Annotated in this window: 18 protein-coding genes and 1 pseudogene; 6 read left to right on the top strand and 13 right to left on the bottom strand. The window is 67.5% G+C overall.

Going from position 1 to position 17,652, the window contains the following annotated elements:
* Positions 1-10: 10 nt before the first annotated feature.
* Positions 11-370: an S-adenosylmethionine decarboxylase family protein gene (locus POL72_RS08985; protein ID WP_272094610.1), complete on the top strand. Its 360-nt coding sequence runs from the start codon at positions 11-13 to the stop codon at positions 368-370.
* 55 nt (positions 371-425) lie between these two features.
* Here POL72_RS08985 and POL72_RS08990 read toward each other — a convergent pair whose 3' ends face one another.
* Complete coding sequence (locus tag POL72_RS08990) at positions 426-1,844, bottom strand: peptide MFS transporter (RefSeq protein WP_272095927.1); 1,419 nt, start codon at positions 1,842-1,844, stop codon at positions 426-428.
* A gap of 494 nt (positions 1,845-2,338) precedes the next feature.
* On the opposite strand from POL72_RS08990, the gene POL72_RS08995 reads away from it, so the two are divergent.
* Both POL72_RS08995 and POL72_RS09000 read left to right on the top strand, forming a co-directional pair.
* Complete coding sequence (locus POL72_RS08995) at positions 2,339-3,472, top strand: hypothetical protein (RefSeq protein WP_272094611.1); 1,134 nt, start codon at positions 2,339-2,341, stop codon at positions 3,470-3,472.
* 246 nt (positions 3,473-3,718) lie between these two features.
* Positions 3,719-5,143 (top strand): proteinase inhibitor, encoded by a 1,425-nt coding sequence (locus tag POL72_RS09000; RefSeq protein ID WP_272094612.1) that lies wholly within the window; start codon positions 3,719-3,721, stop codon positions 5,141-5,143.
* Between the two features lie 295 nt (positions 5,144-5,438).
* On the opposite strand, the gene POL72_RS09005 is transcribed toward POL72_RS09000, so the two are convergent.
* Together POL72_RS09005 and POL72_RS09010 are read right to left on the bottom strand one after the other, a co-directional pair.
* Positions 5,439-7,190, bottom strand: a complete 1,752-nt coding sequence (locus POL72_RS09005) for a CotH kinase family protein (protein WP_272094614.1) — start codon at positions 7,188-7,190, stop codon at positions 5,439-5,441.
* A gap of 331 nt (positions 7,191-7,521) precedes the next feature.
* Complete coding sequence (locus POL72_RS09010; RefSeq protein ID WP_272094615.1) at positions 7,522-7,698, bottom strand: hypothetical protein; 177 nt, start codon at positions 7,696-7,698, stop codon at positions 7,522-7,524.
* Positions 7,699-7,763: 65 nt separating this feature from the next.
* On the opposite strand from POL72_RS09010, the gene POL72_RS09015 reads away from it, so the two are divergent.
* Positions 7,764-8,351 (top strand): DUF6368 family protein, encoded by a 588-nt coding sequence (locus tag POL72_RS09015; protein ID WP_272094616.1) that lies wholly within the window; start codon positions 7,764-7,766, stop codon positions 8,349-8,351.
* A 9-nt stretch (positions 8,352-8,360) separates the two neighbouring features.
* Here POL72_RS09015 and POL72_RS09020 read toward each other — a convergent pair whose 3' ends face one another.
* The 9 genes and pseudogenes from POL72_RS09020 to POL72_RS09050 form a co-directional block, all read right to left on the bottom strand.
* Positions 8,361-9,104 (bottom strand): HAD family hydrolase, encoded by a 744-nt coding sequence (locus tag POL72_RS09020; RefSeq protein ID WP_272094617.1) that lies wholly within the window; start codon positions 9,102-9,104, stop codon positions 8,361-8,363.
* Positions 9,105-9,161: 57 nt separating this feature from the next.
* A complete protein-coding gene (locus POL72_RS09025; RefSeq protein ID WP_272094618.1) occupies positions 9,162-10,019 on the bottom strand; it encodes a class I SAM-dependent methyltransferase in 858 nt (285 codons plus the stop codon).
* A 146-nt stretch (positions 10,020-10,165) separates the two neighbouring features.
* The gene (locus POL72_RS09030) at positions 10,166-10,936 is read right to left on the bottom strand and encodes a hypothetical protein (RefSeq protein ID WP_272094619.1); all 771 of its coding nucleotides are present in this window, start codon (positions 10,934-10,936) and stop codon (positions 10,166-10,168) included.
* A 160-nt stretch (positions 10,937-11,096) separates the two neighbouring features.
* Complete coding sequence (locus POL72_RS09035) at positions 11,097-11,738, bottom strand: hypothetical protein (RefSeq protein ID WP_272094620.1); 642 nt, start codon at positions 11,736-11,738, stop codon at positions 11,097-11,099.
* A gap of 95 nt (positions 11,739-11,833) precedes the next feature.
* The gene (locus tag POL72_RS09040; protein ID WP_272094621.1) at positions 11,834-12,358 is read right to left on the bottom strand and encodes an alpha-ketoglutarate-dependent dioxygenase AlkB; all 525 of its coding nucleotides are present in this window, start codon (positions 12,356-12,358) and stop codon (positions 11,834-11,836) included.
* A 95-nt stretch (positions 12,359-12,453) separates the two neighbouring features.
* Positions 12,454-13,521: pseudogene (locus POL72_RS51615) on the bottom strand (pentapeptide repeat-containing protein); the annotation flags it as partial.
* A gap of 133 nt (positions 13,522-13,654) precedes the next feature.
* Positions 13,655-13,921, bottom strand: coding sequence for an HNH endonuclease (locus POL72_RS51620; protein WP_373372164.1), 267 nt, complete (start codon positions 13,919-13,921; stop codon positions 13,655-13,657).
* Positions 13,922-14,238: 317 nt separating this feature from the next.
* Positions 14,239-14,739 carry a hypothetical protein gene (locus tag POL72_RS09045; protein ID WP_272094622.1) on the bottom strand — a complete coding sequence of 167 codons (501 nt, stop codon included), beginning with the start codon at positions 14,737-14,739 and terminating at the stop codon, positions 14,239-14,241.
* Positions 14,740-14,830: 91 nt separating this feature from the next.
* Positions 14,831-15,292 carry a hypothetical protein gene (locus tag POL72_RS09050; protein ID WP_272094623.1) on the bottom strand — a complete coding sequence of 154 codons (462 nt, stop codon included), beginning with the start codon at positions 15,290-15,292 and terminating at the stop codon, positions 14,831-14,833.
* A gap of 563 nt (positions 15,293-15,855) precedes the next feature.
* Here POL72_RS09050 and POL72_RS09055 point away from each other — a divergent pair.
* Together POL72_RS09055 and POL72_RS09060 are read left to right on the top strand one after the other, a co-directional pair.
* A complete protein-coding gene (locus POL72_RS09055; protein WP_272094624.1) occupies positions 15,856-16,176 on the top strand; it encodes an ArsR/SmtB family transcription factor in 321 nt (106 codons plus the stop codon).
* Positions 16,173-16,946, top strand: a complete 774-nt coding sequence (locus tag POL72_RS09060; protein WP_272094626.1) for an SRPBCC domain-containing protein — start codon at positions 16,173-16,175, stop codon at positions 16,944-16,946. The genes POL72_RS09055 and POL72_RS09060 overlap by 4 nt, the downstream gene beginning before the upstream one ends.
* 218 nt (positions 16,947-17,164) lie before the next feature.
* Here POL72_RS09060 and POL72_RS09065 read toward each other — a convergent pair whose 3' ends face one another.
* The gene (locus tag POL72_RS09065) at positions 17,165-17,650 is read right to left on the bottom strand and encodes a hypothetical protein (protein WP_272094627.1); all 486 of its coding nucleotides are present in this window, start codon (positions 17,648-17,650) and stop codon (positions 17,165-17,167) included.
* Between the last annotated feature and the right edge of the window lie 2 nt (positions 17,651-17,652).

Genomic DNA, 17,652 nt, shown 5'->3' on the forward strand with positions numbered 1-17,652 from the left:
TGCCCGATCGATGCAGCTGTTCATCGCGCTCGCCCTCTTCGAGGGCTGCCCCTTCGATTTCCTGAACAGCCCGGCCGCGCTGCGCGGCGCGCTGGAGGCGGCCGTCGCCGCGGGATCGTTCACGCTGCTCGAGATGGCGGTCGTCCCGTTCTCTCCGCAAGGGATCACCGCGTGCGCCGTCGTCGGCGAGTCGCACGTAGCGCTGCACTCCTGGCCCGAGTCGGGGCGGCTCTTCGTCGACGTCGCCTCGTGCAGCACGCTGGAGAGCGTCCGCCGCGCCGTCGCCGCCATCGGGAGCGCGCTGCCCGAGGGGCGGCTCGCGATCCTCGACGAGCGGGTCGTCGACCCCGCCGGCGCGCGGGCGCCCTGACGCGGCGCCGCGCCCTCGCGAAGAGGGCGCGCGGCCACGCCGGGCGCGGTGTGGATCAGTGGTGGCCGAGCACGCGGCGGAGCGGCTTGTTGAACGCGAACATCGCGGCGCCCGCGCCCACGCCGAGCACGGTGAGCATCAGGAAGAACATGTCCTTCGACCAGCGCGTGTAGAAGATGCCGATGTAGCCGCTCAGCGTGTTGCCGAGGAAGCTCGAGACGAACCACATGCCCATCATCATCGACACGATCCGCACCGGCGAGACCTTGGTCACGAGCGACAGGCCGATGGGCGACAGGTAGAGCTCGCCGATCGTGAGCAGCAGCGTGCAGAAGACCGGCCAGAACAGGCTGCCCTTGCCGTCGCCGACGGCCTGCGCGCCGAGGATCATCACGATGAACGACAGCCCGAGGATGGTGCAGCCGATCGCCATCTTCGAGACGCTCGTCGGCTCGGAGCCCCGCTTCGCCTGCCAGCGCCAGAAGACGTCGAGGAGCGGCGCGAACAGGATGATGCAGAGCGGGTTCACCGACTGGAACCACGTCGACGGGATCTGGAAGCCGAGGACGCTCGGCCACACCGTCTTCTCGTCGGCCCAGGTCTGCATCGTGTTGCCCTGCTGCTCGTAGACCGCCCAGAAGACGATGTTGAGGGCGCAGAGCGCCACGAGCGCGCCGACGCGCTTCCACTCGTCGCTGGAGAGCGGCTGCTTCTGCTCGCCGGCGCCCTCCGCCGTCTTCATCAGGTTGTCCTTGGCGAGGTACTTCTGCCCCGCCAGGTAGACGACGAGCCCAAGGCACATCCCGACGCCCGCGGCGGCGAAGCCGTAGTGCCACCCGTAGACGGCGGCCAGGGTGCCGCACACGAAGTTGCAGATGAAGGCGCCGAGATTGATGCCCATGTAGAAGATGGTGAAGGCGCCGTCGCGGCGCGGATCACCCGCCGGGTACAGGCTTCCGACCTGGGTCGAGATGTTGGGCTTGAACGCGCCGTTGCCGAGGATGAGCAGGAGCAGCGCGATGAAGAACGAGTTCTCGAGCGCCATCACGAAGTGCCCGGCGGCCATCAAGACGCCGCCGATCACCACCGTCCTGCGCTGCCCCCACACCTTGTCGGCGAGGATGCCGCCGAAGAACGGCGTGAGGTACACGAGGCCCGTGTACAGCCCGTAGAGCATGGACGCCTGCTCGTTGGGCGCGCTCGGGAGGAGGCCCTTGATGAACTGCCAGGCAAACACCGTCGTCGGATCGCCAGCGACGAGATCGCATGGCTGCGCGTGCTGCCGGCACCCCTGGTAGGCCTCTCGCGCGGTGACGAACAGGTAGTTCGCCATATACAGCTTGAGGAGGCCGCGCATGCCGTAATAGGAAAAGCGCTCCCACATCTCCGCGAAGAAGAGGATCACGAGCCCCGGCGGGTGCTTGAAGCGCCTCTCGAAAGCGGTGACGGGCAGGGCCGGCTCGATTGCTTGCACGCTCAATGCTGTCTCTCCACGAGCTGGGACCACGCTGCGTGGTGGTCGGGCGATGCGGGGGATCGTGGGGCGCGCTGCCCCTCGGCACGCGGATCCTAGACGATCCGCGGCGCCCACGTCACGCGCTTGTTGCGCACAGCGTCGAGCCGGGTGAACAGGGTGTCCACGTGGGCGGCCCTTCTACCCCCGCCGGCGGACAGGTGTGCGGGACGCTCCGGTCGGCTCTGCGCTGGACGAAGCGGCCGTGGGCCGACGAGCGGCCGCTGCTGCTGGCGGAGCGAGCGCTGCTGCTGGCGCACCAGCCGCCGCGCGGGCGCTGCCGGCGACGACGGCCTCCGCGGATGGACCGCGTCAGCCCACGCCGTCCTCGGTTGTGCCGGGAGCGTCCCCTTCGCCGCGGGCTCCGCCCTGGCCGCGAGAGGGCCCCTCCCTCCGCAGGGGAGATCCACAGTCGAGGCTTCCGGTGAGAAGCTGTCGGCTGCAGATGCTTTGTGATGCAACATCCCAAAACTCGCTATGTCCCGAGGGACAGAGCATGTTCGACGGGTCTCCTTTGGATTCTCCTTCTCCCTGCCTGCGCGGGCGTCGAGCCGTCGCCGCCGGAGGCGTGCTCTCCTGGCGAGGAGCGCTTTCGCGGGCGGTGCGTCCAGCCCGCCGCCCGCTACGAGCCTGAGGAGCGCATCGACCGGGACAACGTCGTCGCCTTCGGCGCCGAGCTCACCCGGCTCGCGCTGCCGGAGCCGCCGCGCAGCGGCTTCAGGATCATCGCGCCGCCGCGGCTCATGGCGCCCGGCGAGGAGGTGACCTTCTGCGTGTCATGGCCTTTCCCTGCGATCGAGAACACGGCCGTCCACGCGGCGCGCGTCTACGCGACGGGCGGGTTGCATCACAGCAACGTGATCGCCAAGCCGGTCAATCCATCGTTCGGGCCGAACCCTTACCCGGGCTGCCATCCTGGCGCCGAGGATCCCTTCGGGACGCTGCCGGCGGCCATCCCGGACGTCCTCTTCGCGAGCTCCACGCAGATCGTCGGCGAGGAGACGCTCGTGTTCCCGGAGGGGATGGGCTTCACCCTCGATACGTCCCGCGAGATCGCCGCGAGCGTGCACCTGCTCAACACGTCGCCCGAGCCCGCGGTCGTCGAGCTCGCCTACGACTTCTTCACGATGCCTCTCTCGGAGCGAAAGGAAGAGCTCGCGCCGTTCGTCTTGAGCGTCAACGACTTCCTCGTCCCGCCGCGCGCCACCCGGACCGTCGGCACGACGTGCTCGACGTTCGGCGGGAACATCGTGTCTCTGATGCCGCACACGCACCGGTACGCCGATGCCTTCGACGTCGACGTCGTCCACGCGGACGGCGGCGAGGCGCGCGTCTACGAGGGAGGGGCGTTCGATCTGGAGAGCGACATCGAGGTCTACCGGCCGGCGCTCGCGCTCGGCGAAGGCGACTCCCTCCGGTACGCGTGCAGGTTCCGGAACACGTCGGACCACGATCTCACGTTCGGCTACGGGGACAACGAGATGTGCATGCTGTTCGGGTACATGTACCCGCCGGAGAAGCAGGTGGCGGGGATCTCGCTGCACGACGGGGAGCCCTGCATCTCGCTCGGCCTCGGCGCGCTCCGGTGAGGAGCTCCGTCGCCGCCTGATCCTCACGCAGGGCGCGGGCCAACGCCCCTGGACACGCCTCCGCCTCCTCCAAGCGAATGGCGCCATGAGCAAGAATGTGTTCTTGCATACATATTTTCGGAGAAAAGATTGGACGACGATTGAACAACCATGAACAAACGGTATATCGACGAACGCTCACAGGGCATTCATGTGAGTCAAATTACAAATTACTTCGTCCGAAGACGACGTTCAGGAGATTCGACCGTGAAGCAAGAGCTCCTCCGTTCACCGCACGTGATGCTGGGCGCAGCGCTCCTCGTCTCGGCCCTGGGAGGGCTGGGCGCCTGTCAACGGACCGAGGAAGACGCCGCATCGGGGGCTCCAGGGGCCTCCGTGACGCCCGATCGTTGCGTCTATACGAGCGCCTTCAGCCAGGCCGAGGAGTGCCGCGAGTACACAGGCGCAGGCTGGACCGCAGAGGCCGCGGAGGCCGACTGCAAGGCGCTCCAGGGCTCCGCCTTCACCAGGGCCGAGCGCTGCGCGTATCCGGAGACGCTCGGCCGATGCGTGCTCGGCGGCGGGACCGACGACGAGGTCAGCCTCGTCCTCCCCGGCGGCGACACGAGCCAGTGCGCCTCGACCCAGCGCGGCTGCGAGATGTTCGGCGGCGGCCGGTTCGAGCCCGACGCCTGCGAGGGCGCGGCCGAGGAGCCGGGCGGCGGCGTCGGCACGGGCGGCGCCGTCTTCCAGTGGCCCGCGCAGGTCTGCGTCGACCCGCAGGCCGGCGAGCCGGCAGGGCAGAGCGACGGGAAGGTCTGCACGTTCGGCGCGATCTCGGGCTGCACCGAGCCCGGCCGCCTGTTCACCGACTATGCGTCGTGCGAGCCGGTCCTCACGCAGCGCCCGTACTGGCCCGCGCCTCCCTCCGATTACAGGACCTCGAGCGACGATCCACGCCTCTCGGATCCGCAATGGCTCGGCGAGCTCGCCTGGGTCACGGAGCAGACCGAGGCGTGCGGGTGCGTGTGCTGTCACTCGGAGAAGGCCGCGCCGGCCACCGGGCCGTCGAACTGGTACATCGAGGCCGGACCGGTCTGGACCGACAGCTTCTATCCGACGGGCCTCGCGCTGGCCGCCGGCTGGGTCTCCTCGGCGGCGCTCGGCGCGTATCCGCCGGACCAGAACAACGGCTTCTCCCGTGACGTCAGCGGCCTGCCCTCCACGGACCCGGCGCGCATGGTCGCGTTCTTCGAGGGCGAGCTCCTGCGCCGCGGATACACGAAGGAGGATTTCGCGGACGAGCCCCCGTTCGGCGGGCCGCTCCATGAACAGAGCCTCTACGTGGCCGGCGACTGCGCGGCGGGGGAAGGCGTGGACGCCGCAGGCAAGATCACCTGGACCGGCGGCGACGCCCGCTACGTTTACGTCCTGTCGGCGGACGCCGAGAACCCGGGCGCTCCGCCGAACCTCGACCTGCCCGAGGGGACGATCTGGCGGCTCGACGTGCCCTCGAGCGCCGAGCCCGTCAAGAGCGGTATCATCTACGGCGAGGTCCCGCCGAGCACGAAGCAGGGCTATCCGGCCGCGGGGAGCCCCGAGGAGCTCGTCCCGGGCACGAAATACTACCTGTACGTCTGGGAAGACGTCGGTATCCCGATCACGCGGTGTCTGTTCGAGGTTTCGCCCTGAGAGGGAGCTCCACGGCGGAGCTCCCTCCACCCCACCATCGGTCATCAACGTGAACGTGAACGTTTACGTGGTCGTGGTCGTGGTCGTGGTCGTGGTCGTTCACGGCCTAACGTTGACGACCACGACCACGACCACGACCACGACCACGACCACGTAAACGGTTACGTAGTCGTGGTCGTTCACGGCCTAACGTTGACGACCACGACCACGACCACGTAAACGTTCGGATGTAGGAGAATGCGACGCGAAGCCTGATGAACGCTTATGGGCCCCTCCCTCGGGCGTTTAGCCGGCGTCAGTCCGCTGCTTTACCGCCAGCGCCGCCAGCACCCCCGTCGCCGCCACCCGCTCCGACAGGCGCTTCGCCGCCGCCCGCTCCGCCGCCCGCTCCGACGGGCGTTTCGCCGCCGCCCGCTCCGACGCCCGCTCCGACGCCGCCGCCGCACTCCTTGGGATAGGCGCAGTAGCCGCCGCAATCGACCAGGGGAGGAACGCAGATGCCGCAGTCCTGGGGAAAGCCGCAGTAGCCGCCGCAATCGATCTGGGGAGGCATGCAGAGCTGCGGCTGCTCGCGGTTCCTCTCCAGCTCCACCGGCAGGACCTCGATCTGCTGGGTGAGCCAGGCGTCCAGCTCCTTGTATCGCTGCTCGTCGCCCGGCCGGAGCATGCCCTCGTCCGACAGCTGCTCGTAGATACCCTTCAGCACCGCGTTCGGGTCCAGCGCGGTGAACTCCTCGATCACCTGCTCGCACGCCGCGATCGTGTCGGCCCAGCAGCCCGGCTCGCTCTGGCACCCGCGCGCCAGCGTGTTCATGCCGGCCAGCGGGACCACCGGATACCAGCTCTGCCCCAGGCTGATGTCGACCGAGTACGGCAGGTACTGGAACAGACCATCGGCCCGCTCGACCAGCACGACGTTGTTGCTGTTGTGGAGCGCGTCGTCGCCGGTGGCGAGCACCCACGACAGGCACTGGAACCGATGGAACGCCGGCCAGTCGATCCAGCCCGCGAGCGCGGCCTTGAAGCCCTCGCCAGGCGGCGTCTCGGCGATCGCCTCTTCGAGCTCCTTCGCGCGGGTGTTGTCACACTCCTTGAGCTGACAGTTCTCCGGCTCGTCGAAGGCGCTCCCGCCGAACGGCACCACGTCGACCGGGAGCGGGATCCCGCCGCCTCCCGGAATGTTGCCGGCGAAGTCTCCGGCGAACTCCCAGATGTTGGCGCAGCCGCCGCCGAACTTGCCCTCGAGGCGGGTGCAGAACGCCTTCTTGTAGCGCTCGACCACGATGTAGGGGATGGACACCTCCTCGCCCCAGACGTTGCTCGACAGCCAGGCGTAGTTGGTCAGGGGGGCCGGATAATCGAGGCGAGCATAGAGATCGAGCGTGAGGCGCTCGCGGAAGATGCTGCCGACCTGGCCGTTGTTGAAGCGCACGTGCTCGAAGCCGCCGAGCCGTTGCTTCTCGACGAACTCGTCGGCGTCGACGTTGAGGTTGGGGATGGTTCGCTTCGTCCAGGGCCGCTGCGTCGACTGGCCGGCGATCCCCACCTGGACCTTGCCGTAGTCGGCCGTCTTGCCCTTGGCGCCGGCCGTCGTCACCCACAGGTGATCCACGAAGGTCGCGTCCTCCCCTGTCGGGGAGTAGATATCTCCGAACATATCCCTCTTGATGGGGCCCCCGATGCCGCCGAGCCCTTCGTTCATGAGCTCGAGCTGCTCCTCCGAGACGGCGAACCAGTAGCGGTTGCCGATGGTGCCGAAGAGGTCGAGCTCATGCTCGGCCACCTCGGTGTCCACGACAGGCGCTCCCGGGTACTCCTGGGGTGCGCCGCCGGCGCCGCCGGCGCCCCCGACACCTACGGCACCTCCGGCGCCCCCCGCGCCGCCCTCCCCGTTCGTGTAGTAGTAGTTGTAGATGTTGTCCGGCTTGTCAGCGCACCCCGCCGCGACGACGACAGACGGGAGGGCAAGCAGGGCGAGCAGCGAGATGGCTCGCGTGCGAGACGACCATGATCGAGCAGAGGAAGACGACGGCAGCTGATTGGACATGAAGCGCAACCTTTCCGCTTCACGCCCAGTGCAAATAACGTACCGTTTATGGCGGAATTCTGACGCGTCGGTGTCGGTGCCCTGGAGACAGGTCGAGCCTGCGGATCCGGCGAGTTTGTTGAGGAGCTCGAGCCGTCCGTCCCGCGGGGCGTGGGTGCGCCGCCGGAGCCCCCTCATGACACGAGGGTCAGAGCCTGGCACACCTGTCGAGGAGCTTCGTCCTTGTGTGCCAACGCCGCGACGCGGCGTCGATCCATCGGGTCGCGGATCGCCCCGGGCTCCCGGCGTGCGCCGTCGATCGCTCCGCGGAGGTTTGCGAAGGGCTCGTAGCTCACCGGCTCCGGATCTCCCACCAGACCCACTCCTCGTCCGCCAGCGCTGGCGGGCGTAGCGCTTCCGCCGCCCGCGCGAAGAGCCGGAAGCTGTCGATGGGGGCCGACGACGCTGGCGGCAACGCCGAGGTTGGCAGCGTGGCGTCGATGGTGAGCCTCCCCTCGCCGCCTTTCACCGCTGCCTTCGCGCCTTCGACAAGGCGTCCCTTCCCGCCCTCGCCGATCACCCCGAGAGGCGGCCGTGATCCAGCCGGAAGAAGCTTCGAAGCTCGGCGGCTGCGAGGCCTTGGTGGACTGCCATGATTCGAAAGCGTACGCTCCCGGAATGGCGGGGCCAGTGGCGTCCGTTTTGCTGCCCGCGAAGATGAGCGTTGAGCGAGTCGCCGCGCTTCGAAGTGGAATCTCGCGCATTGCCAACGACGTCCGTGGGGATGACTTCTGGCTCGACCAACGCCCGTTCATTCTGACCGTTGGGCCCGAATACCCTGAGGCGATATCCGAGATCCTCGAGGCGTGCCTCCCGGAGGTGCTCGGATGGTCGCCAGAAGACGTCGTTTCATTCGCTGCGATGTGCAACGACGACGAAGATCATCGGTTGCTCGCCAGGCTGTGCATCGACCTGGCCGAGGCGGAAGGTGGAGTCATCGACTTCTGCGGGCAGCTGGCGATCGGTCCACCGCTGGACGGCCTTCGAGACGACAAGCCCGTCAGGGTCGAGAATCCAGGTGGGGTCACGGGCGTGCTGTTCGCAACGATGCGCTCCCACTACGGAGACGTGGCGTTCGCGCGCTCCTGGCTAGGGCACGCGAGCTTCCGCATGGTGAAGTAGATGGAAGCGTCAAGCATGACTCTGGATGAACGCGGCGATCTCGGGGAGGCTCTCGGTGCAGAGCCATACGCGCGGCGAGGGTGATGCTGCCTTCAGGATGGCCCGCATGCCGAGCTGAAGGGACGGCTCGATGTCCGCCTGGAGGTCGTCGCCCACGAACACCGCCTGACGCGGCGGGACTCCAAGTTGCGACAGGCAGGCAAGGAAGATCTTCGGATCAGGCTTCTTGCTCCCGAACGCGCCCGAGGTCACGACCGCGTCGAGATACGGCGACAACCCCATCCCCTCGATCTTGCTACGCTGGAAGGCGTCCCGCCCGTTGGTGACAACCCCGACCTTGAGCCCCTTGCCCCTGCACACCCCCAACAGGTCGACAGCTCCGGGGAACGCCACCGCCAGCTTTCCGAGGTTCTCGTCGAAGTCTTCGAGCAACGACGCTTGGAAGCTCCGCGGAAGACCGAACAACTGCGCCAGCCGCGAGAAGACCTCCGTCTTCTCGATCCGGAGATTGTTGAGCTCCACGAACGACGACTGCCACGTCTCGTAGGCGATGTGGCGGGAGGCAAGATCGGCGCTCGAGTACTGGCGGGCCGCAACGGCGCGAAGAGTCGCCGTCTTGTCGTGCAGCGTACCGTCGAGGTCGAAGAGGATGGCTCGAAGGGTCATGCGATGCCTGACATACCGGGCTTCTGCTGCGGCGCCCGGACCATAGCGAAGGGGCAGACCTGACCAATGACCGGCGTCGAGCCGCATGGCCCCAGGCGCAGCGAGGGCCAGGTCAGCTTCACGAGTCGAGCTGGACCGCTTGATTCAGGTCGTCGCCACCAGCAGCTCCTCTGAGTTGTTCGGCGGACGAAGGCCATCCGTCCTGCCCGCGAAGTAGCGTTCGGCGAGCGCAGCGGCCGATACATGCTGGACCTCCCTGAAGCCGGCATCTCGGGCCAGCGCCAGCATCTCCGACGGCGTGAAGAAGCTGATGAAGGGCGTGCCGTTGGCCCTGGCCCCCGCTGCCGCTCGCTCGATCCCGGGGCGCACCTCCGGGTCCGCCAGCTCGATCGGGAGCATGAACGACATGGCGAGCGTGGAGCCCGGAGCGAGCGCCGCGACCTGGCGCAGCGTCGCCGCGATCGCGTCCCTGGTCAGGTACATGCTGACACCGGTGGACGCCACCACAGCCGGCCGCCCCGAGTCGAAGCCGGACGCGGCCAGCCGCTCCCACCACGCATCGCCCGCCTCGAAGTCGACCGGCACGAGCCGCAGGAACGATGGAACGCCGAGGCCGAGGTCGATGAGGCGCTGGCGCTTCCATGCCTGGGGGCTGGGCCGATCGATCTCGAACACGACCAGGCGGGCGGCGAGCTCCGGCCGACGCTGGGCGAAGGTGTCCAGGCCCGCTCCGAGGATGACGTACTGCCCGACGCCACGGGCAGCCTGCTCCGCGACGAGATCCTCGACGAAGCGGGCGCGGGCCAGGATAGATGCGCGGAAGGGCCGCGTGAACGGGCTCATGTCCGGACGGCTGCGCCATCCGTCGTCGGGAGCCGCCAGCTTCAAGCCAACGTCGTCTTCGAACACGTGCGGCGGCGCATCGGCTTCCACGTGCAGCGCACGCCACAAGGCGACCCGAACCGCCGTGTCGTCCGCCGCGGCAACTTGTCTATCTTGCATGACGTTCTCTCCTATGCTCCTCCTTCGCTCACGGTACGCAGATCCTTGCCGCCGCGCAACGCCCCCCGCCCGGCCCGCCCAGCGTGCGGGCCTGACGCGGACGGGCGGAGCTCGACCATCGGCAGCAGCCGTGAGTCAGGCTCAGCCTATTCCTTCCCGAGCAGCAGATCGATCACCCAGCAGCCGCGGACGTGCGGCCCGCGGCCGCGGCAGTGGGCCAGCACGTCGGCGTCGTCGCACCTGGCCTCCAGCAGGGCGTTCGCCAGGATCGACATCGACCCGAACACTCGGCTTTCGTACATCTGCCGGGCCAACCCGACGGCCGTCGAGGTCCGCCAACCCGGGTCGAATGCCACCACGCGGAACGGGTTGCCAAAGATGTCGCGGAGTACGTCGGCCTGCGCGTGCTCTTCAGCGGCACTGCTGGCGAGGAATGAAGCATCCCCAGGCGCGGCGCCTGGATTGGCCATGGCAGCAGCTGCCAGATGAGCGTTGGACGAGGCGTAATACGCGCCCTTCGGAGCCTGTGGCTGAACCACCTGGAAGCTCAGGGCCAGCGCGTCGTGCGTCGGCTGGAGCGAGATACGCTCGGCCCCACCGGACGCCCGCCACCTACCCTCCAGGGAGTCGAGCGCCTGCCGGACCAGCGCCTCGGCCGCCTGAAGTTCTTCCAGCGTGGCCAGGCCATCGGCGTGACGGCTCGCTGCTTCCACCGCCGCTTCCGCGAGCTCATCGGGGAGCAGGGCGCGCACGCGGTAATAACATTCACAGGCGAACAGCCGCAGCTTGCGGTCACTCCCCCTGCACGCCAAAAACGTCTTGATGTCCGTAACCCGCACCTCATTCGGCCCGAGTCCGAGCAGGAAGCGGAGCATGGGTTTGGTCCGATCACACACCAGCCATTCCGTCTCGTTCATCTGGCGACCTCCGGCCGGCATCTTTTCCGATGCGACGACGAGTATTTTTCGCGCTCCGCGGGCCTGACGGCTCGGCGTTCACTGGCGCCGGGCCGCAGTTCAGCGGCGGCTCAACAAGGTGTCGTGTGAATATCGTATTACCGCCCGCTGCAACTGCATGTTATCCGATGGTTGACCGCGGCGCTGGATGCCCTGTGGCCGCGAGCGCCGCAGCTGCCGCGAGCTTGTGGATGGCCTGCCAAGGTGGCCCGATCGATCGGCCCATCGCGTGCAGAAGATCGTTCAGGTCGTCGCGGGCGAGGGCCGTTGCAGCGTCGCGAAACACGCGCTCGCGGTCGTACCACTGCACGGACCAGCCGCGCGCCTCGGCCGCGGCCGCGAGCGCCTCGCGATACATCACGGAGTCGGCGAAGGTCTGCGCGCGATTGTCGGCGATGCGCTCCTCGGTCGTCGGCGGGAGCTCGGGGCACACGCGGATCGCGATGCTCGCGATCGGCAGGGCCACCGCCGCGGCCAGCGCCTCGAGGCCCTCGCGCGCGCCGCGCGCGGCGGACGCTCGCACGCGCTCGACGAGCGCCACGGCGTCGGCGAGCGAGAGCGCTCGCGCTCCCGGCGTGTTGAGGTAACGGCCCACCGCCCACGACCCTTCGTGGTGATGCGGGTGCGTCGGCAAGCCATCGGTGAGGTCGACGCGCCGGCGATCGAGGAGCTCGCCGCCGGGCGCGACGGTGACGAGCACCGCCGAGTTGCCGTGCTCGGCGACGCCGACGGTCGCGGTTCGCTGCGTTCGTCCTCTCGCCACGTCTTCCTCCTCCGGGGGCGCGCCCCCGCGGCTGACGCCGTCGCTCCCTCTCGTCCGGGTAACGGCCGGGAGCTTACCAGCGAAGCGCGCCACGTTCACCGAGATAGGAATCGGAATGTGAGGCTGATGCGCGGGCCCGCGGCTTCGACGGCGAGGACCGCATGCTGCCACCCCTCCTGAACGCTGGCGCGCATGATCAGGAGCGAGCCGGGCGCCAGGGCGATGTCGTGCCTCTCGTCCCGGCGAAGGTTCCGGCGGAAGGTGAGGACGCGAGGCGCGCCGAGCGACAGGATCGAGGTCGTCGTTGCAGCGACGACACCGGCGCTGGAATCCGAGTGAAAGCCCATCTTCGCCGTCCCGTCGGCATAGAAGTTGGCGAGGCAGTTGTTGATCCGGTGCCCCACCACGCCGGCGAGGCGAGCCGCGAGCTCCTGCACGAAGGGCGGCATCTCGCAGTCCGGGTAGGTGATGCCTGAGTAGTTGTACGCCACCCCGCACGAGGCGGTTCGACGTGAATGCATCCGGTCGTCCCACGAGAGATGCCGCTCCGCCATGTCGAACATGGCCGTTGGATTCGCGACGAATCCCTCCAGGTACTGAACGTCCAGGTCTTCCGGCATGAGTCGCTGCGATCGCTAGCATAGGGGAGTGGCTCCCCCCCGTCCAACGGCTGCGGCTCGCGACGCGCGGCGTCCATGTACGCGTCCGTCAGATCCGCTTGCCGCAGATCCGCTTGGTCGAAGATCGCATGGTCGATCATCGCGTGCACGAGCACGGCGCCTCGGAGGTTCGCCTGGGTGAAGTTCACGCCTCTCATCTTGGCGCCCGTCAAGTTGGCGCAGGCCAGCCCCGCGCTGGTCCAGTCGGACGAGCCGAGGAAGGCGTCGATGAGGCTCGCAGCCGCGAACCGCGCCGCGAGCCCGGGCCCGCGCCCCCACAGCCCGATCCACGGATACCGGAGCAAGCGCCGCGTCTCCGCGGAGTGCTCGGCAGGCGAACGCTGCGCGCGGAGCGCCTCCAAGGCGCGCCACAGCCTGACGAGGAGGTGGTGATAGAACAGGTAATACACCTGTGCGGCGAGGACCAAGATCGGCAGCGCGACGAGGAAGATGCTCGTCCGCACCGACACGTTCACCACAGGGAGCTTGATCGCCGCCGCCGAGCCAAGGAACTCGTGGTCTCTGACGGCCGCGATGGGGAGCACCCCATCGATGGCAGCCGTGAGCCGCGCGGCGAACAGCGCACCGGCGTGCCTCGACGCCTCCTGCGCGTTCCCGAGCGTCATGCCCGCGTCCTCCGGCTGCATCGGCGCCGGCGAAGGCTGCTCCAACGAAATCCAGCCCTGCGTGCGGCGGCTCACGGCCCCGCTCAGGGTCGCGCCCGCGATCTTGCTGCCCCACACCCGAGCGCGGGAGAGATCGCCGCCGGCCATCCCCGCGTGCCGCAGATCGGCGCCGCGCAGGTCGGCGCCGGACAGCTTCGTGCGCCGCAGGTCCGAGCCGCCGAGCTTCGAACGACGGAGCGACGCACCGGTCAGATCGGCGCCTGCGAACCTGCATCCCCTCAGGTCGGCCCCGTCGAGCTTCGCGCCGACGAGCGACGCGCTCTCCAGGTCGACGCCGCGGAGCGACGCCCGGGAGAGGTCGGCTCCGTCCAGGTTCGCGTGGGGCAGTCGCGCGTCGTCGAGCACGACCCCGGCGAGCTCGGCGCCTTCGAGGCTCGCCCGGTCGGAGTCACGCCGGCCGAGCTGGTATTCGCCGAGCCGGTTCGATCGCTCTTTCATGCTTCACCGACGGCCGCGGTGCCCGCAGGGGTGCGCCCGCCCAACGGCCCAGCCAGCTTGTCGCGGCGCGAAACGCCGTCGGCAGCATTGGCCTGTTGGGCGCCTCTCGTTGCCGCGGCGTCAAGCTGTCCAGCTACTTTGCCCACTTGTTCCAAAGCCACTCGAGTGCATCCTTATGCGGGACTCGACCGAGATCAGCAAGCGACATTGTTTCTACGGAAAGTGTTCGCAGATCCCCTCCCGGCTTCGCGTGAACCGTCATGTCTTCGGGTGAAATTCGGATGATCCCGCGATCCAGCGCCCGGTGATGATTCAGGCAAAGAACGATCCCATTCCGCGGGTCGTCACATCCTTCGTCGGCCACGGGGCAAAGATGGGCCGCTTCAAGCAGGTCATTCACGGCGACTGAACAAAGGGGTGTGCCGCAGTCCTACCGCCACTCCGGCCCCGCCTCCGGAAAGGCCACGGGTGAGCTCCTGATCGCGGAAGACACCTTGTTGACCACGAACAATACGGAGATCGTACACCAGAGACGGTGGAACACGACGCGGACCGCCTCGGCGTTCCAAGTCGTGCCAGATGGTCATGCGACGGAGAAGCTCATTCTTGGCTGCCGCTTGCATCGGATTCTCCACGGTGATCGGAGGCGTCGGGAGCGTCTCGCGAAACCTGGGGTGGCGCAAGCTGAGATCGCGGGTTCAGCCCCAACGACGAGGTTCATTGACGCACATGCCCGACCTGCTCGCATGGTTCAAGGACATCGAACTCGAACCACCCCTGATTCAAGGACTCACGGAAAGATGGAATGGATAACCAGAGGCGCTCTGGACCGAACTCGCACGGCAACGCTCGAAGTCGGTCCGCAAGCCAGGCGCGCTTCGGGTTCGGGTTCGGCTGGCGCGGCGGCCCAGCCGTCACGAGGTAGAGCAGGAACTCGATGGTGCGGCCCTCATCGTGGACTTTCTTAATGCGCAAGCGCACGAGATCAGGCGAGAAACCATGCTCGTGCCCCCAGAAGCAATCGTCGAGCGACAATGCCGAGCCCATGACGCTGAGACGACCGTCGGCCTTGTCCACGATTACCCCGCAAGAACCGACATACCCGACCCTAAAAAACCAATACCCACCACGATCGAGGACCGTGCGATCAAACCAAGCTGCCTCGCGCTGCTCCACATAGACCTGGACGACTCGGCGGGCTTGCTCCAGTGTTATCATGGGCCTCTACTCGAACGGTGACGCGGTCACCTGAGCGGCGTCGATGCGGAAGTACAAGGTCGCTGCGGTGGGTGGCGCGCCTGGTGACCCCTCATGGCGCCGCGTCCGGTCGGCCGTAGTCGAGCTGCCGATCCGTGTAGAGATCCGCCTGAATCAACCGCACGTATTCCGTGGGGAAGAGTCCTACGATCTGCCCCCGCACATCGGCAGGGTAGCCGTACACGACGAACATGTCACCATCATGGATCTGCTCGGAGACGGACTCGAACGCTTCAAGGGGCATGGACCATGCTGCCCTGATGGCCCCCTCCCCTCTTGGGGAGAGGAAGTAGCGAGCCCGCTGAAGGCCAGAGTCTTCGATCCAGTCAAAGTACCGATGCTCGATGTCGAACCGCAGCACCGTGGCGTCGTTCTCCTTCGACACCTTGTACGATCGCAAGACGCCCGCCCAGGCAACCAGCGTCTTGTCGTATCGGCCAGGATTGCCGCGGACATCGTCCGGATGAATATCCCTCGCTGCTCGCGCGAAGACCGCGGCCTCTTGCTCCGACACCGGGTGGTACGTGCCCGAGCCAGGCGCGAGTGAGGGCAGGCGGCCCGAAAGGGCCAGGAAGGCCAGTCCGGCAAAGCAGACGCCTCCAACCGCGAGAGATACCGCGAGTACTCGTCGGCCAGTCAAATGTCTCTCACCTCCGCAGAGCGATTCCGGTTCAAGGGGGCACGCGTGGCCATGCGATCCGCTCCTCCTGGTCGTCGCGCCTCTGTCCGCCGAACTGTCAGTCGATTGCTCAACCAGAGCCGCCGGACCAGGTCTGTCGCGACCGTCGCCTTCCGTGCCCTCCCCTACAAAAAGTCTCACGGATCGGCTCTGCGCTGCAAGGCCCAATTGCTGTCCAGCGCTACGGGGTGGGTAGCTTCGGTTCGGAGGGGATATGCAAGCTCCGTCGAACGACGGCGCCAGCCGCGGCCATTTCTGGAAGCCCCAGGCGAACGGGTGCGGAAGCATGGGGTCAGCTCTGCCGACGTTGCGCAGCGCACGACCGGCGTGCGCGCACCGCTTCGACGCGCTTGACAAGCTCAGGCCACCGCTATACTGGTAACCCAACGGTTACCGATATGTCACCCGCGAAAGCCGACATCGATGTGTTTTTTGTCATCGCCGATCCGACCCGTCGCGCGATCCTCGATCGTTTGCGCGCGGGTCCTGCCCCTGTGAACGAGATCGCGGCCGACTTCTCTCAGAGCCGCCCCGCGATCTCGAAGCACCTCCGCGTGCTCAAGGCGTCACGGCTGGTAACCGAGGAGAAGGTCGGGCGCGAGCGGCTGTACACGCTGCGACCCGCGCCGCTGCAGAAGGCGATGGCATGGCTCGAGGGCTACCGCGCGTTCTGGGGTCGCAATCTCGAGTCGCTGAAGCGTTACCTGGAGGATACATGACAGCCAAGAGCATCCACGCCCGTTCGATCGCCGACGTCGCGCAAGGGACGATCCTCGCCCGCATCGAGATCGCCGCGCCACCCGAGCGCGTCTTCCGCGCGCTGACGACCGACGAGCTGACGAAGTGGTGGGGTTCTGCGGAGATGTATCGCACGACCGCCTTCACGATCGACCTTCGCGCCGGAGGGGCCTGGCGGACCGACGGCGTGGGGGCAGACGGGAAGGCATTCCATGTCGGCGGCAAAGTCATCGAGCTCGATCCGCCTCGAAGGCTCGTCCAGACGTGGGAACCGTCATGGGATGCGGACGCGCCCCCGACGACGGTCTCCTATCTCCTCGACCCGATCGAGGCGGGCACGCGCCTCACGGTCCGACACGCTGGATTTGGCGCTCGTGCGGCGTCGTGCGAGAGCCATGCGGCAGGTTGGGAGCGTGTCCTGGGTTGGCTCACGAACCACGTCGCGCCGCAGCCGGAGCGGAGCTTCTTTCTCTGTCGGCTGTTGCCGTCGCGCGCGACCTTCATGCAGGACATGACGGCTGATGAGCTCGCGGTCATGCAGGCGCACGGCAAATACTGGCGCGGCAAGCTCGCCGAGGGCCACGTGATCGCCTTCGGACCCGTCGCCGACCCGGCGGGCGGATGGGGCGTCGGCATCGTTGCCGTCCGCGACGAGGCCGAGCTCCGTACATTCCAGAGCGAGGATCCTGCGATCAAGTCGAACATCGGGCTGCGGTACGAGGCGCTGCCCATGCTCACGGCCGTGTACTGACGGCTCACGCGATGGCGGGCTCCGGCCGCGCGCTTCGTCATCCGAGCCGCTCGCAGAGGAACGGGCCAATCACAAAGACCACGAGAGCCCGCGGTTCGATCGGAGCACACCGCAGAGGACAGACGCCGGCAGATCGATGTGCCGTACGCGCACCGGTCGAGACGACCTCACCACGGCCCCGGTGTCAGGTTCAGCGGCTCGTTGGGCTGCACGACATGTCACTCCTGCGAGCGCCGGGTCATGCGCGCAGCGTCCGCCGGTGCTTCGAACCAAACGTTCCTCAAGTCTCGCACATAGACATGCTCGGGATCGTCCTCGTCCACGAACACGCGCCCCCGATCGGCCAGAATCCCGGCCAGAATCAGGTCCGAGATCGTCCGGTCCGTCGCGTCCGGAAAGGATGCGAGATCTGCCTTCGAGCCCGGAAAGGGCCAGTCATCGTAGGTGTCCGAAACAAACGCAATTTGGTCGCCGAGGTGGTGAAGCAGGTACCAGGTGGTGATCGCGGCGGCAGCCGGAGACCCCGCGAGCTCGCGCAGGGAGCTCGCGTCCACGTGCACAAAACTGACCATTTCGCGGACGGAAAAGTTGACCAGAATATAACCGACACTCATAGGTGCTCCGAGCGATTCGTCTGCCTGACGCTCGGCTTCGGCGGCGGCGCAAAGCGATGTCCGCCGCAAGCCGAGCGTCAGGCGCTCCACAC

This window comes from Sorangium aterium (assembly GCF_028368935.1).
GTDB lineage: Bacteria > Myxococcota_A > Polyangia > Polyangiales > Polyangiaceae > Sorangium > Sorangium atrum.